Source organism: Curtobacterium flaccumfaciens (assembly GCF_013359815.1).
GTDB lineage: Bacteria > Actinomycetota > Actinomycetes > Actinomycetales > Microbacteriaceae > Curtobacterium > Curtobacterium flaccumfaciens.
Genome location: NZ_JABMCF010000024.1, coordinates 1 through 15,459, shown reverse-complemented (window position 1 = coordinate 15,459; position 15,459 = coordinate 1). Strand labels below are relative to the sequence as shown.

Sequence of the window (15,459 nt, the reverse complement as noted above, 5' to 3'; positions counted from 1 at the left end):
CTGTTGACTGTCTACTGACAATCTTCAATCCAAAAGGAATTGCTTCATGACCCAGTCAGCAAGCCGACCAGGCACGAGGTCAATCAATAAATTGGCATTGACAATGTGCACGCTGTTGAGTTCTCAAGGACCAGACGCACTCCCCGCTCGACCCACAAAAGGTTCCGCCAGAGAGGCATTCGTCTTGTACAACATCCTGGGCGCACGACCAGAGGTCGTGTTTCCGAGGAGCTGGTTGCCTGAGCGGGACCCCGTCCGGACTGCATCTCCAGGTGTTCAACCCGGTGATCGTCTCGGCCGTTCCGTTCTCCGCCTCAGCGGCAACGAGTGATTACTTTACGCAGAGGTGAACGGCAGCGCCAAGCCGGCCCGCATCCCGGGCGTGTCGCCCTCTGCGCCGCGGTTGGGGTACTCCCCCGGCAACGACGAACGGCCCGCTCCCCACCAGGGGAACGGGCCGTTCGGGAGCGCTGTCAGTGCCGCGCGATGACCGGGTTCTTGAGCGAACCGATGCCGGAGATGGTGACCTCGACGATCTCGCCGTCGCGGATCTGCCCGACACCGGCCGGAGTCCCGGTCAGGATGACGTCACCGGGCAGGAGGGTCCAGATGGAGGACACGAACTCGACGAGCGACGGGATGTCGTGCACCATCTCGTTCGTCGAGGCCGCCTGCCGGAGGTCACCGTCGACGCGGGTCTCGATGCGGATGTCCGACGGGTCGATCTCGGTCTCGATCACGGGGCCGAGCGGGCAGAAGGTGTCGAAGCCCTTTGCCCGGGTCCACTGGCCGTCGCGAGCCTGCAGGTCTCGGGCGGTCACGTCGTTGGCGATCGTGTAGCCGAGGATCACGCTCGCGAAGTCCTCGCGCCGGACGTTCTTCGCGAGCGAGCCGATCACGATGGCGAGTTCGCCCTCGTGGTCGACGCGTCCGATGTCGGCCGGGAGGCGGATGGGCTCGTCCGGACCGATCACCGAGGTGTTCGGCTTGAGGAACACCACCGGGTCGTCGCCGGCACGCTCGTCCATCTCGGAGGCGTGCTCCGAGTAGTTGAGCCCGACGCCGATGACCTTCGACCGCGGGATGACGGGGGCGAGGAGCTTGGCGTCGGCGAGTGCCACGCGCTCCCCCGTGGTCTCGAACCCCTGGTACATCGGGTCTCCCGCGAGCACCACCAGAGCGCGCTCGTCGAGGATGCCGTACCGGGGGTCTTCACCCTTGCTGCTGAACCGTGCGATCTTCACCGTTCGACCCTACCCACGCCCGCCGGTCGATCAGGACGCGTCGGTCAGCTTGGTCATCCACCCGTGCGGGTCGGGACGACGGCCGTACTGGATGTCGGTGAGTTCATCGCGCAGGGACATCGTGAGTTCCCCCGCCCCGACGGTCGGCGAACCGATCGTGAACCCGTCACCCCGGAGTTCGGCGATCGGGGTCACGACGGCGGCGGTTCCGCACGCGAAGGCCTCGGTGATCGAGCCGTCGGCGACGCCGTCCCGCCACTCGTCGAGGGTCACGCGGCGCTTCTCGACGGTCAGGCCGCGGTCCTCGGCCAACTGCAGGATCGAGTCACGCGTGATCCCCTCGAGGATGGACTCGGAGTCGGGCGTGACGAGGGTGCCGTCGGACTTGACCAGGACGACGTTCATCCCGCCGAGCTCTTCGAGGTACTTGCCCTCCACCGAGTCGAGGAACATCACCTGCTGGCAGCCGTGCTCGTAGGCCTCTTGCTGGGGCAGCAGCGACGAGGCGTAGTTGCCGCCGGTCTTCGCCGCACCGGTCCCGCCCTTGCCGGCACGGGCGTACTGCGTCGACAGCCAGATCGACACCGGCTTCGGCCCCGAGGTGAAGTACGCACCGGCCGGACTCGCGATGCAGTGGTACGCGACGGCCTGTGCCGCGCGGACCCCGAGGAACGACTCCGTCGCGATCATGAACGGCCGCAGGTACAGGCTGGTCTCGGGCGCCGAGGGCACCCAGTCGACGTCGGTCTGCACGAGCTGCCGGATCGACTCGACGAACGCCTCGACCGGGAGCTCCGGGAGCGCGAGCCGTCGGGCGGACCGCTGGAAGCGCCGGGCATTGGCGTCCGGCCGGAACGACCACACCGAGCCGTCCGCGTGCCGGTAGGCCTTGAGCCCCTCGAAGATCTCCTGGGCGTAGTGCAGGACGCTCGCGCTCGGGTCGAGGGACAGCGGCCCGTACGGGTGGATCGACGCGCTGTGCCAGCCGTCGTCGATCGTCCACTCGACCGTCGCCATGTGGTCGGTGAAGTGCTTGCCGAAGCCCGGGTCGGCGAGGATCTGCTCACGCTCGGCGGCCGCGCGGCGGTCTTCGGACGGGGTGCTGGCGAACTCGAGTCCGAAGGCGGTGTCGGTGCTCATGGGGAGGACTCCTTCTCAGGCGGTGGTGGTGCGTGCCGTGGCCGCGGCGGCGATCGCGTCGCCGATCTCGGCCGTGCGACGCGGCGTGGTGCCCCGGTCGGCGAGGTCGGACTCCACCGCGGCCGTCACCGCGGCCGCCAGGTCACCGCGACCGAGGTGGTCGAGCAACAGGGCGACGGAGCGGATCGCGGCGGTGGGGTCGGCCAGCTGCTGACCTGCGATGTCCGGCGCGGAACCGTGGACCGGCTCGAACATGCTGGGGAAGGTGCCGTCCGGGTTGATGTTGCCCGAGGCCGCCAGACCGATGCCGCCGCTGATCGCGCCGGCCAGGTCGGTGATGATGTCGCCGAACAGGTTGTCGGTGACGATGACGTCGAACCGTGCGGGGTCGCGGACCATGTGGATGGTGACCGCGTCCACGTGCTGGTAGTCGACCGTGACGTCCGGGTACTCGGCGCCGACGGCCGCGACGGTGCGCTGCCAGAGGGCTCCGGCGTGCACCAGGACGTTGCTCTTGTGCACGAGGGTCAGGTGCCGACGCGGGCGTCGGTCCGCCAGCGCGAAGGCGTACCGCACGACCCGTTCGACACCGAAGGCGGTGTTCAACGAGACCTCGGTCGCGATCTCGTGCGGGGTACCGGTCCGGATGGCGCCGCCGTTGCCGACGTAGGGCCCCTCGGTCCCTTCGCGCACGACCACGAAGTCGACCTCGCCGGGGTCGGCGAGCGGCGTCGGGACGGCCGGGTGCACCGTCGTCGGCCGGAGGTTCACGTAGTGGTCGAACGCGAAGCGGAGCTTGAGGAGCAGCCCGCGCTCGATGATGCCGCCGGCGAGCCGCGGGTCACGCGGGTCACCGCCGACAGCACCGAGCAGGATCGCGTCGTGCTGCGCGATCGCCGCCATGTCGTCGTCGGTCAGGACGTCGCCGGTCTCCAGGTACCGTGCGGCACCGAGGGAGAACGGGGTCTCCTGCACCACGAGGTCATCCGGCAGGACCGCGTGCAGGACCTTCAGGGCCTCGTCGACGACCTCGGGGCCGATGCCGTCCCCACGGATGACCGCGAGTCGGATCGTCTGCGCGCTGCTCATGTCCGCCACTCCCCTAGAGCGTGATGTCGATCTCGCGGAGCGAGGACGCGTCGATCGCCGAGCGGACGTGCTCGAGGATCTCTGCCGGGACCGGCGAGTCGACGGTCAGGACGCTCAGTGCCTGGCCACCGGCGGCTTCGCGCGAGATCTGCATCGCGGCGATGTTGATGCCGGCCTGGCCGAACTCCTTGCCGTAGACCGCGACGATGCCCGGACGGTCGGTGTACTCCATGACGACGTGGTGCCGGTCGAGCGGCACCTCGACGTCGTGCCCGTTGATCTCGACGAGCTTCTCGACCTGCTTCGGGCCGGTGAGCGTGCCGGAGACGCTGATCGCCGGCCCGTCGGACTGGGCACCGCGGATCGTCAGCACGTTGCGGTACTCGGGGCTGTCGGTCTCGGTGATGAGGCGGACGGTGACCCCGCGCTGCTCGGCGATGAGCGGAGCGTTGACGTAGGAGACCTGGTCGCTGACGACGTCGGTGAAGACGCCCTTGAGCGCCGCGAGCTTCAGCACGCTGACGTCGTACTCGGCGAGCTCGCCGTGCACCTCGACGTCGATGCTCGTGACCGGCGAGGTCGCGAGGGCGGTGAAGACCTGGCCGAGCTTCTCGACGAGGGGGATGCCGGGGCGCACGTACGGGTCGATGACCCCGCCCGCGACGTTGACCGCGTCGGGCACGAGCTCGCCGCCGAGGGCGAGACGGACCGACTTGGCGACCGAGACGCCTGCTTTCTCCTGCGCTTCGTCGGTGGAGGCGCCGAGGTGCGGCGTCACGACGACGTTCGGGAGTGCCAGGAGCGGCGAGTCCTTCGGGGGCTCGGCGACGAAGACGTCGAGGCCGGCGCCGGCGATGGTGTTCGACGTGAGGGCCCGGTGCAGGGCGTCCTCGTCGATCAGGCCACCGCGGGCCACGTTCACGACGAACGCGGTCGGCTTCATCAGGGCGAACTGGGCGTCCGAGATCATGCCGAGGGTCTCCGGCGTCCTCGGCATGTGGATCGTGGTGAAGTCCGCCCGGCGCAGCAGGTCCTCGAGGGAGACGAGCTCGACCCCGAGCTGCTGGGCACGTGCCGTGGTGACGTACGGGTCGTAGGCGATGACCGTCACGCCGAAGGCCTGCAGCCGCTGGGTGATGAGGGCGCCGATGCGGCCGAGGCCGATGATGCCGACGGTCTTCTCGTAGAGCTCGACACCGGTGTACGACGAGCGCTTCCACGCACCGGCGGCCAGCGAGGCGTGGGCGGCCGGGATGTGCCGTGCGAGCGACAGGATGTGCCCGACCGTGAGCTCCGCCGCCGAGATGATGTTCGAGGTCGGGGCGTTCACCACCATCACGCCGGCCGTCGTCGCGGCCTTGATGTCGACGTTGTCGAGGCCGACGCCGGCACGGGCGACGACCTTGAGGACCGGTGCCGCGGCGATCGCCTCGGCGTCGATCTTGGTGGCGGACCGCACGAGGACGGCATGCGCGTCGGACAGCGCCGCCAGGAGCGCCGGACGGTCGGTGCCGTCCACGTTCCGGATCTCGAAGTCGGGCCCGAGGGCGTCGACCGTTGCGGGCGAGAGTTCTTCGGCGATCAGGACGACCGGCTTCGACACAGCAGCTGTTTCCTCACTCGAGACGGTTGGTATCCCACCATGCTATCGACGCGGGCCGGTGGTTACGACCGCGGGAGCGGTCCTGTGGAGAACCACACGACGGCCAGGAGGGGCGGGGCGGGGCCGCACCGCGCCTCCTGGCCGTCGGCGGGTCGCGTCAGAAGTCCAGCAGCGTCGGGACGAACAGCTGGAGGTCGAGCCAGAGGGCGCCGGCACCCGCGAAGGCGACCACGAACACCGCGATCGTGACGGGCAGGCTCGAACGCCGGGTGATGACGATCGCCGCGACGAACGCGACCGGCGCGATGAGGATGTCGAGCACGAGCCACAGCCACGGGGTGCTGGTCTGCAGCGAGTCGCCGCCCGAGGTCGTCTGGAGGAACGCGTTGAAGGCGTCCACCCGCTGGTTGATCTGCGTCAGGTTGCCGACGGCCTGCACCGTCATGTACGCGAACAGCGCGGCGAACACGACCCAGACCACGATCTTCGCGACCACGGGGGCGCTGTTCCGGCGGGTCGTCGCCGGCACTGCCCCGGTCACCCGAAGCTCCGCGTCAGGAGGAACGGCCAGGGGAAGAGCACGACGGCGCCGAGGAGCATCCAGAGCAGGCGTGTCCGCGTGCGGCTGCTGCGCGCCGCCCAGAGCACCACCGTGAACCAGAGTGCCGGCGCGAGGATCGCGAGGAAGCGGAGCACCTCGACGAAGAGCGTGAGGACCGTGTCGACGCCGGAGACGTACGCGGTCGACGCGGTGAGGAGCCAGGCCACCGTGTAGAGGAGGTAGAGGCCCCCGAAGACACCGAACCCGACGAGCGCACCGGATGTCTCGGGCGCCTCGGGGTCCCGCTCGCCGCGCTCGCGCACCGCCACCGGGTTGTGCGCCGCGTCGACGTGGGTGGCGTCGTCGGCGTCACCCCAACTGAGAGCGGCGTCGTCGGTGTCGACGGCGTTCGGCACGTCCGGGTCGATCGACCCGTCTGGTGGGGATGCTGCCGTGGTCATGCCCCGATTCTACGAGGGACACGACACCGGGAGGACCAGCGACGGCCGGGAGGCCGAGGTCAGACGTCGGCCGGTTGCGTCGCGAGGACCTCGGCGACGACGTCGCGGACGGCCGGGAAGAGCGGGTGGCTCTCCATGAGGCCCGTGAGGATCTCGGTCAGCGCGTGCGCGGTCGCCCCGGAACGCAGGAGTGCGTGCAGCTCGATCGACTCCGGGTCGTTCTCGTCGTCGAACGCGAGCGCCACGCGGACGGCACCGAGCAGGTGCTCCACGGGCAGGCCGCGCTCGGCGAGCTGCGACGCCGGGCCGACGAAGCGTTCACGACGGCCGAGCTTGCGGAGCGGGTTGCGGCCGACGCGCGCGGTGGAGTCCGGCAGGTGCGGGTTCGCGATGCGGGAGAGGTTCGCCGCGACGTAGCGCGCGTGGTCCTCGGGGTCGAAGCCGTGCTTCGCGATCAGCAGTGCGGTGGTCTCGGCGAGCACCCCGTCGACCTCGGCGCGGACGGCGTCGTCCTCGAGTGCTTCGCGGATGAGCCGGATCCCCCGCACGTAGCCGTGGTAGGCGGCGGTGGCGTGCGCCGTGTTGACCGTGTAGAGCTTGCGCTCGACGAACGGCTGCAGGTCGTCGACCCAGGTGACGCCCTCGATCGTCGGCGGTTCGGCGTCGGAGCCCAGGAACGGGGTGCGCTCGATGACCCACTCGTAGAACGGTTCGAGCACGACGTCGAGGCCGCCGGACTGCCCGAGCACACCGGACTGGTCCGGGACGATGCGGTCGATCGCGCAGTTCGCGAAGACGGCGGCGATGTCGCGGTCTTCGAGGATCGGGGCGCGGCGGATGCTGGCGTGCAGCGAGTCGGTCGCGTTGAACGCGTTCTCGCAGGCGACGATCGTGACGTCGCCGCGCTCGAGCGGGCGTGCCGCGAGGCCCTCGGCGATGAGCGGCGCGACGAGCGGGAGCGTCCGGGCGCCCACGGCGGTGGTCACGACGTCGGCCTCGGCGATGGCCTGCACCACACGCTCGCGGTCGGTCTTGCTGCTGAGCGCGCGGAACCCGTAGACGAGGTGCTCGACCGGCATCTCGCCGACCTCGTGCACCACGAACCGGCCGGCTTCGTTCAGGGCCGAGACCACGCGTTCGTCGACGTCGACGAAGGTGAGCTCGTAGCCGCTCGCCACGAGGAACTGGCCCACGAACCCGCGCCCGATCTTGCCGGCGCCGATGTGGACCGCTCGCTTCGTCACCGCCATCGAACGATCATCCCATGCTGGTCGGGGCGGTCCTGACCGCGGGTGCGCAGCACGGCCGACGGGTGTCGGGAATCGACCGCGCGCACGGCGGAGGGACGCCGGTCCGCGGCGTCGGGGCTGGAGAAGAGCTGCTGCATAACGTTCGGGTCACATCGCGAGGCGGCGGTGCAGGTGCACCGCCGCCTCGCAGGTCGAGTGGTTCTCGGAAGACTACCGCGCGGCCGAGCCGTCCACGTAGTCGCCGTCGTTCTGCTTCCACGCGAAGAGCGCGCGGAGCTCACGGCCGGTGGCCTCGATCGGGTGGCCCTCGCCCTTGGCACGGAGCGCCTTGAACTCCGGTGCGCCGGCGTCCTGGTCCTCGATGAAGCGCTTCGCGAAGGCACCGTTCTGGATGTCCGCGAGCACCGCCTTCATGTTCTCCTTGACGTCCGGCGAGATCACGCGCGGGCCGGAGACGTAGTCACCGAACTCGGCGGTGTCGGAGATCGACCAGCGCTGCTTGGTGAGGCCGCCCTCCCAGATGAGGTCGACGATGAGCTTGAGCTCGTGCAGGACCTCGAAGTAGGCGATCTGCGGCTGGTAGCCCGCCTCGACCAGGGTCTCGAAGCCGTACTGGATGAGCTGCGAGGTGCCACCGCAGAGGACGGCCTGCTCGCCGAACAGGTCGGTCTCGGTCTCCTCGGTGAAGGTCGTCTTGATGCCGCCGGAGCGGAGGCCACCGATCGCCTTGGAGTACGACCACGCGAGGTCCCAGGCGGAACCGGAGGCGTCGACCTCGACGGCGACGATCACGGGGACGCCACGGCCGGCCTCGTACTCGCGACGGACGGTGTGGCCCGGGCCCTTCGGCGCGACGAGCGACACGTCGACACCCTCGGGCGCCTCGATGTAGCCGAAGCGGATGTTGAAGCCGTGGCCGAAGACGAGCGTCGCGCCCGGCTTGAGGTTCGGGCGGATGTCCTCGGCGTAGACGATGCGCTGGACCTGGTCCGGCGCGAGGATGACGACGACGTCGGCCCAGGCGGTGGCGTCGCCCGGCGTGTGGACCTCGAAGCCCGCCTCTTCGGCCTTCTGCCGGCTCTTCGAGCCCTCCTGCAGGCCGATCTTCACCTCGACACCCGAGTCACGGAGGTTGAGGGCGTGGGCGTGGCCCTGCGAGCCGTAGCCGATGACGGCGACCTTCTTGCCCTGGATGAGCGTCAGGTCGGCGTCGGCGTCGTACACGATGTCAGTCACGAGGGTGTGTCTCCTTGGTTCTGTGGTCGGTGCCGGGCACCATCGGCGCCCGGGAAGGGTGTGACGGGCGCTCAGCGCACCCGGTCGGTGATGCTCTTCGGTCCGCGGCCCATGCCGAGGAGGCCCGCACGGGCGAGCTCCTTGACGCCGTAGGGCTCGAGCACGCGGAGGATCGCCTGGATCTTGCCGGGGTCGCCGGTCACCTCGACGATCAGGGAGTCGGTCGCCACGTCGACGACCTGGGCACGGAACAGGTTCACTGCTTCGAGCACCGCCGAGCGCGTCTGGTTGTCGACGCGCACCTTCACGAGCATGTGCTCGCGCTGGACCGACTGCGAGAAGTCCAGTTCGACGATCTTGATGACGTTCACCAGCTTGTTGAGCTGCTTTGTCACCTGTTCCAGCGGGAGGTCCTCGACGTCGACGACGACCGTGATCCGGCTGAGGCCGTCCACCTCGGTGTTGCCGACGGCGAGCGACTCGATGTTGAACCCGCGCCGGGCGAAGAGCCCGGCGACACGGGTCAGCAGACCGGGCTTGTCCTCCACGAGGAGGGAGAGGACGTGGCTCATGCGGTTTCTCCCGTCATGTCGGCGTCCTCGTCGTCCCAGGTGGGCGCGAGTGCCTGGGCGTACTCGATGGACGAGTTGCTGACGCCCTGCGGGACCATCGGCCAGACCATCGAGTCACGGCTCACGACGAAGTCGATCACCACCGGGCGGTCGTTGGTCGCGAGGGCGAGCTCGATCGCGGCGTCGACCTCGTCGGCCTTCTCGACGCGGATGCCGAGGGCCCCGTAGGCGTCGGCCAGCTTCACGAAGTCCGGCACACGGCGCGAGGCGTGCCCCGTCTCGAGGTCGGTGAAGGAGTGCCGGCCGTCGTAGAACAGCGTCTGCCACTGCCGGACCATGCCGAGCGACGAGTTGTTGATGATCGCGACCTTGATCGGGATGTCGTTGATGACGCAGGTCGCGAGTTCCTGGTTCGTCATCTGGAAGCAGCCGTCGCCGTCGATCGCCCAGACCACACGGTCCGGCTGGGCGACCTTCGCGCCCATGGCCGCGGGGACCGAGTAGCCCATGGTGCCGGCGCCACCGGAGTTGAGCCAGGCGTTGGGCCGCTCGTACTTGATGAACTGCGCGGACCACATCTGGTGCTGGCCGACACCGGAGGCGTAGACGGCCTCGGGACCGGAGAGCTCACCGATGCGCTTGATGATGCCCTGCGGCGCGAGGAGCCCGTCGGTCGGCTCGGCGTACCCGAGCGGGAAGTCGGTCTTGAGCTGGTGGAGCTTCGCCCACCACTCGTCGGTCGACGCGCGGTCCTCGACGGCGATGCCACCCCAGGCGTCGAGCAGGTCGACCAGGACCTCGCGGGCGTCACCGACGATCGGGACGTCGGCGAAGCGGATCTTCGAGATCTCGGCCGGGTCGATGTCCACGTGCACGACCTTGGCGTCCGGCGCGAACTCGTCGGCCTTGCCTGTCACGCGGTCGTCGAAGCGGGCACCGAGGGCGACGATGAGGTCGCTGTCCTGCAGGCCGAGCACCGCGGGCACCGTGCCGTGCATGCCGGGCATGCCGAGGTGCTGCGGGTGCGAGTCCGGGAACGCGCCGCGCGCCATCAGGGTCGTGACCACCGGCGCACCGGTCGCCTCGGCGAAGCGGAGGAGCTCGGCGGTCGCGCGGGAGCGGATGACCCCGCCGCCGACGTAGAGCACCGGGCGCTTCGACTCGGACAGCAGCTGCGCGGCCGCGGTGATCTGCTTGCCGTGCGCCTTGGTCACCGGGCGGTAGCCGGGCAGGTCGATCTTGGGCGGCCACACGTAGGGCGCCGACTTCTGCTGGGCGTCCTTCGTGATGTCCACCAGCACGGGGCCGGGCCGACCGGTCGTCGCGATGAGGTGCGCCGCGGCGAGGGTCGCCGGCACGTCGGCCGGGTCGGTGACCAGGAACGAGTGCTTCGTGATGGGCATCGTGATGCCGACGATGTCGGCTTCCTGGAACGCGTCGGTGCCCATCAGCGTCGAGAACACCTGGCCGGTGATCGCGATGAACGGCACCGAGTCCATGTAGGCGTCGGCGATGGCCGTGACGAGGTTCGTCGCACCGGGGCCGGACGTCGCGATGGCGACGCCGACCTTGCCGGACGACGAGGCGTAGCCCTCGGCGGCGTGGCCGGCGCCCTGCTCGTGACGGACGAGGATGTGGCGGATCGTGGTCGACGCCATCAGCTCGTCGTAGAACGGGATGATCGCGCCGCCGGGCAGGCCGAAGACGTCGGTGATCCCGAGGTGCTCGAGCGTCCGGAGGACGGCTCCCGAGCCGGTGAGGATCTCCGGCGACCGGCGTGCACCGGCGGCCGCGGACAACGGAGTTGCTTCCGTGGGCATGAGTGGTCCTTGCCTGAGTGGTGGCGGTGGTGCGGGTGTCGGACGCTAGCCCGTGACCGCGCCCTGGGCGGCGGACTTCACGAGCTTGGCGTACTTCGCGAGGACTCCGCGGGTGTAGCGCGGGGGCAGCGGGGCCCAGCCGTCACGGCGGGCCTCCAGCTCGGCCGGGTCGACCAGTAGGTCGAGCGAGCGAGCCGCGATGTCGACACGGATGCGGTCGCCATCACGAACGAAAGCGACTGGACCTGCGTCCACTGCTTCCGGTGCGATGTGGCCGATGCACAGGCCGGTTGTGCCGCCTGAGAATCGACCGTCGGTCAAGAGTAGTACATCCTTGCCGAGGCCCGCGCCCTTGATGGCCGCGGTGATGGCGAGCATCTCCCTCATGCCCGGGCCGCCCTTGGGGCCCTCGTAGCGGATGACGACGACGTCGCCCTTCTCGATCTTGCCCTCGGTCAGGGCGTCCATCGCCGCACGTTCGCGGTCGAACACGCGGGCGGGGCCCTCGAAGACGGAGGCGTCGAAGCCCGCGGTCTTCACCACGGCACCCTCGGGGGCGAAGGAGCCCTGCAGGACGGTCAGGCCACCGGTCTCGTGGATCGGGTTGTCGAGCGTGCGGAAGACCTCGCCGTCGAGTGCCGGCGGGTCGATCTCAGCCAGGTTCTCGGCGACGGTCTTGCCGGTCACGGTCATGCAGTCGCCGTGCAGCAGGCCCGCGTCGAGCAGCGCCTTCATGATCACGGGGATGCCGCCGTTGCGGTCGACGTCGACCATGACGTACTTGCCGAAGGGCTTCATGTCGGCCAGGTGCGGGACCTTGGAACCGATGCGGTTGAAGTCGTCCAGCGACAGCTCGACCTCGGCCTCGTACGCGATCGCGAGCAGGTGCAGGATGACGTTCGTCGAACCGCCGAGCGCCATCGCGACGGCGATCGCGTTCTCGAAGGCTTCCTTCGTGAGGATCTGGCGGGCGGTGATGCCGTGCTCGAGCATGTTCACCACGGCCTCGCCGGAGCGGTGCGCGTAGTAGTCGCGGCGACGGTCGGCGCTCGGCGGAGCGGCGGAGCCCGGCAGCGACATACCGAGCGCTTCGGCGACCGAAGCCATCGTGTTCGCCGTGTACATGCCACCGCAGGCGCCCTCGCCCGGGACGATGGCGCACTCGATCTTCTTGAGCTCTTCCTCGCTCATGGTGCCGGCCTTGCAGGCACCGACGCCCTCGAAGGAGTCGATGATCGTGACTTCCTTCATCGTGCCGTCGGCCTGCTTCACGTAGCCCGGCATGACCGAACCGGCGTAGAGGAACACGCTCGCCAGGTCGAGTCGCGCGGCGGCCATCAGCATGCCGGGGAGCGACTTGTCGCAGCCGGCGAGCAGGACGGTGCCGTCGAGGCGTTCGGCGTTGACGACGGTCTCGACGCTGTCCGCGATGACCTCACGCGAGACGAGGGAGAAGTGCATGCCCTCGTGGCCCATCGAGATGCCGTCCGAGACGGAGATGGTGCCGAACTGCAGCGGGTAGCCGCCACCGGAGTGCACACCCTCCTTCGCACCCTGTGCGAGGCGGTCGAGCGACAGGTTGCACGGCGTGATCTCGTTCCACGAGGACGCGATGCCGATCTGCGGCTTGCTCCAGTCCTCGTCTCCCATACCGACGGCCCGCAGCATGCCACGCGAGGTGGTTGCTTCGATCCCGTCGGTGACGACCCGGCTGCGCGGCTTGACGTCGATATCAGGCATGGGATGAGTCTAGGACGGTTTGGGATACCAGCCGTGCACCCCCGTGCTTTCTCATGCTCGGGGGCCGCGATCAGCGGGTTGCGCGCAGCCTCGCCAGCTGCTTCAGGACCCCGGTCAGTGCCGCCGGGTCGGCGATGCGGTACCCGGCCCGGGTCTCCCCCGGCCCGACCTTCACCCCGACGTCGCCGTCGCCGAGCACGCGGAAGGCGTCCTCGTCGGTGACGTCGTCGCCGGCGAAGAACACCGCGTCGGCACCGTGCAGCTCGCGGAGCCGGGCGATCGCGTCGCCCTTCGTGACGTGGCGCACCGCGAACTCGACGATGTCCTTGCCACCGCGCTCGAGCACCTCGGGGTCGGCCTCGTGCGCCGCACGGCTCGCCGCCGCGTTCGCCTCGGCCGCGACCTCGGCGGAGACACGGCGCGTGTGCACCCCGTGCCCGGCGGGCTTGTGCTCGATCACGACGCCCGGGAACCGTTCGCCGACCGCGTCGAGCGCCGCACCGATCCGTGCCACACGCTCGACCTCGTGGTCACTGAGCGCGGCCTCGTCGTGGCCGTCCACGCGCCACTCGACGCCGTGCGAGCCGACGAGCGCCATGTCCTCGGGTGCGTGGGTCACCGCGGCCAGGCTGCCGAGTGGACGCCCCGACACGAGCACCACCTCGGTGTCCTTCGCACGGTGCAGGGTCAGGACCGCGGCCCACGACCCGGGCAGCGCCCCGACCTGCGCGGGGTCGTCGGCGAAGGGCGCCAGCGTGCCGTCGAAGTCGAGGGCGACGATCAGTCGCGGCGCAGCCGCGAGCGTCTCGAGGGCCGCGTCGAGGGCGGACTGGTCGGTGGTGGTCTCAGTCATCACGTGCCTCCCGGGTGTCCTCGGCAGCCCTGGCGGACTGGGCGTCCTGGTCGAAGATCGACATGTTGTCGGTCTGCGCCTCACGGTGCTGCTCGCGCGGGTCGGCGGCGGACGGGTCGATCTGGGCGTTCCGCGGCGCGTGCCGGTCGAGCGCCTCGAGGAACGAGCGCGACCAGCGCGCCACGTCGTTGTCGCGGACGCGCTTGCGGAGCGCGCGCATGCGCGTCGACCGCTCGCGACGCGGCATCTGGATCGCGCGTTCGATCGAGTCCTTCAGCGCCCCGATGTCGTGCGGGTTGACGATCACGGCCTGCTTCAGCTCGTCGGCGGCACCGGCGAACTCCGACAGGATGAGCACCCCGTCGTTGTCGAAGCGGGCGGCGACGTACTCCTTCGCGACGAGGTTCATGCCGTCGCGCAGCGCGGTGACGAGCATGATGTCGGCGGCCAGGTAGAGCGCCACCATCTCCTCGCGCGGGTAGCCGTGGTGCAGGTACGAGATCGGCTGGTGGCCGATGACGCCGAGGTCGCCGTTGATGCGGCCGACGCTCAGCTCGATCTCGTCGCGGAGCGCCGCGTACGAGTCGACACGCTCGCGGCTCGGGCTCGCGACCTGGATGAGGGTTGCGTCCTCGACCGCGATGCGGCCGTCCTCCACCAGCTCGCCGAACGCCTTGATGCGGTGGCGGATGCCCTTGGTGTAGTCGAGCCGGTCGACGCCGAGCAGCACCGTCTTCGGGTTGCCGAGGCTCTCGCGGATCTCGCGCGCACGCTCCTGCACCTCGGGCTTGCGGGCGATCGCCTCGAAGCTCTCGGCGTCGATGGAGATCGGGAAGTGCCTGGCCTCGACGTGGCGGACCGTGATGCCCTTGCGGCTGCGCGGGGCAGCCGGGTCGTCCACCGGGACGTCGATCGTGGTGCCCTTGGTCGTGTAGCCCTTGATGTGCCGCACCGCTCGGAGGAAGTCGCTGGCGTCGTCGTGGCGCTGGAAGCCGATGACGTCGGCGCCGAGCAGCCCGTCGAGGATCTGCGCACGCCACGGCAGCTGCGCGTAGATGCCGACCGGCGGGAACGGGATGTGGTTGAAGAAGCCGATCGTCAGGTCGGGGCGCTTGGCGCGGAGCAGGGCCGGCACGAGCTGCAGCTGGTAGTCCTGCACCCAGACGATGCCGTCCTGCTCGACGATCTCGGCGATCTGCGCGGCGAAGCGCTCGTTCACCCGCTTGTAGGCATTCCACCAGTCGCGGTGGTAGCTCGGGTGCTCGATGACGTCGTGGTACAGCGGCCAGAGCGTGTCGTTGCTGAAGCCCTCGTAGTACTCCTCGACGTCGTCGTCGGAGAGCGGGACGGGGACGATGTGGATGCCCTCGTTGTCGAACGGTGCGACCTCGACCTCAGCCTGCCCCACCCAGCCGACCCAGGCTCCGTCGTTCGCGCGCATCACGGGTTCGAGGGCGGTGACGAGGCCACCCGGCGAGTGCCGCCAGCCCTCGTTGCCGTCCTGGTCGACGACGCGGTCCACCGGGAGTCGGTTGGAGGCGACGACGAACGAGTAGCGGGTCTGTTCGGTGCGGTCTGCAGGCATGGGGTGGTGTGATCTCCGTTCCGCCCGGCCGGGGCCGGGTGCGTCGGGTGCGTCGTGCGTCGGGTGCGACGGCCGGCGTGGTGCGCCGGGTGGTCCGGCGTGCTGCGCCGGGTGCGCTGCCGAAGTTACCAGCGTGGGGACAGCGTATTCACGGCGGATCGGCGGTTCCGCTACGCTGCAGGCACGTGTCGGGGGGACACGGGTGCTGGAGTGCGGCGCCGGCCTCCCGGTCGGAGAGGACCCCCAGCCGTGAGCGAGAACCCGCCCAACCAGCCCGTCCCGCCGTCGCAGCCCGGTCCGGGCCAGCCCGGATCGGGCCAGCCCG

The 15,459-nt window shown here is 69.7% G+C and carries 13 protein-coding genes; all 13 read right to left on the bottom strand.

Translation table 11 applies throughout. The annotated features are described in order from the left end of the window. Positions 1 to 473: 473 nt before the first annotated feature. The 13 genes from HP445_RS00185 to otsA all read right to left on the bottom strand — a co-directional run bounded on the left by HP445_RS00185 (position 474) and on the right by otsA (position 15,134). Complete coding sequence (locus HP445_RS00185) at positions 474 to 1,244, bottom strand: fumarylacetoacetate hydrolase family protein (RefSeq protein WP_027466538.1); 771 nt, start codon at positions 1,242 to 1,244, stop codon at positions 474 to 476. A 30-nt stretch (positions 1,245 to 1,274) separates the two neighbouring features. Continuing rightward, positions 1,275 to 2,384, bottom strand: coding sequence for a branched-chain amino acid aminotransferase (locus HP445_RS00180; protein WP_128780680.1), 1,110 nt, complete (start codon positions 2,382 to 2,384; stop codon positions 1,275 to 1,277). A gap of 15 nt (positions 2,385 to 2,399) precedes the next feature. Then, a complete protein-coding gene (locus tag HP445_RS00175) occupies positions 2,400 to 3,473 on the bottom strand; it encodes a 3-isopropylmalate dehydrogenase (protein WP_110862911.1) in 1,074 nt (357 codons plus the stop codon). Between the two features lie 13 nt (positions 3,474 to 3,486). After that, a complete protein-coding gene (gene serA / locus HP445_RS00170) occupies positions 3,487 to 5,076 on the bottom strand; it encodes a phosphoglycerate dehydrogenase (RefSeq protein ID WP_110865397.1) in 1,590 nt (529 codons plus the stop codon). 157 nt (positions 5,077 to 5,233) lie between these two features. Next, positions 5,234 to 5,617 (bottom strand): hypothetical protein, encoded by a 384-nt coding sequence (locus HP445_RS00165; RefSeq protein WP_111055293.1) that lies wholly within the window; start codon positions 5,615 to 5,617, stop codon positions 5,234 to 5,236. Beyond that, positions 5,614 to 6,078, bottom strand: coding sequence for a hypothetical protein (locus HP445_RS00160; RefSeq protein ID WP_111047588.1), 465 nt, complete (start codon positions 6,076 to 6,078; stop codon positions 5,614 to 5,616). The genes HP445_RS00165 and HP445_RS00160 overlap by 4 nt, the downstream gene beginning before the upstream one ends. A gap of 59 nt (positions 6,079 to 6,137) precedes the next feature. Continuing rightward, a complete protein-coding gene (locus HP445_RS00155; RefSeq protein ID WP_071405813.1) occupies positions 6,138 to 7,328 on the bottom strand; it encodes a mannitol-1-phosphate 5-dehydrogenase in 1,191 nt (396 codons plus the stop codon). Between the two features lie 210 nt (positions 7,329 to 7,538). Beyond that, positions 7,539 to 8,564, bottom strand: coding sequence for a ketol-acid reductoisomerase (gene ilvC, locus HP445_RS00150; RefSeq protein WP_027466530.1), 1,026 nt, complete (start codon positions 8,562 to 8,564; stop codon positions 7,539 to 7,541). 71 nt (positions 8,565 to 8,635) lie between these two features. Further along, complete coding sequence (gene ilvN, locus HP445_RS00145; RefSeq protein WP_017888842.1) at positions 8,636 to 9,136, bottom strand: acetolactate synthase small subunit; 501 nt, start codon at positions 9,134 to 9,136, stop codon at positions 8,636 to 8,638. After that, a complete protein-coding gene (locus tag HP445_RS00140) occupies positions 9,133 to 10,956 on the bottom strand; it encodes an acetolactate synthase large subunit (RefSeq protein WP_027466529.1) in 1,824 nt (607 codons plus the stop codon). Before HP445_RS00140 ends, ilvN begins: the two co-directional genes overlap by 4 nt. 45 nt (positions 10,957 to 11,001) lie before the next feature. Next, a complete protein-coding gene (gene ilvD, locus HP445_RS00135) occupies positions 11,002 to 12,696 on the bottom strand; it encodes a dihydroxy-acid dehydratase (protein ID WP_071405815.1) in 1,695 nt (564 codons plus the stop codon). A gap of 70 nt (positions 12,697 to 12,766) precedes the next feature. Further along, on the bottom strand, positions 12,767 to 13,549 hold the full coding sequence (gene otsB / locus HP445_RS00130) for a trehalose-phosphatase (RefSeq protein WP_128780679.1): 783 nt from the start codon (positions 13,547 to 13,549) through the stop codon (positions 12,767 to 12,769). Next, entirely contained in the window at positions 13,542 to 15,134 is a 1,593-nt protein-coding gene (gene otsA / locus HP445_RS00125) for an alpha,alpha-trehalose-phosphate synthase (UDP-forming) (RefSeq protein ID WP_071405817.1), read from the bottom strand. The genes otsB and otsA overlap by 8 nt, the downstream gene beginning before the upstream one ends. Positions 15,135 to 15,459 lie beyond the last annotated feature (325 nt).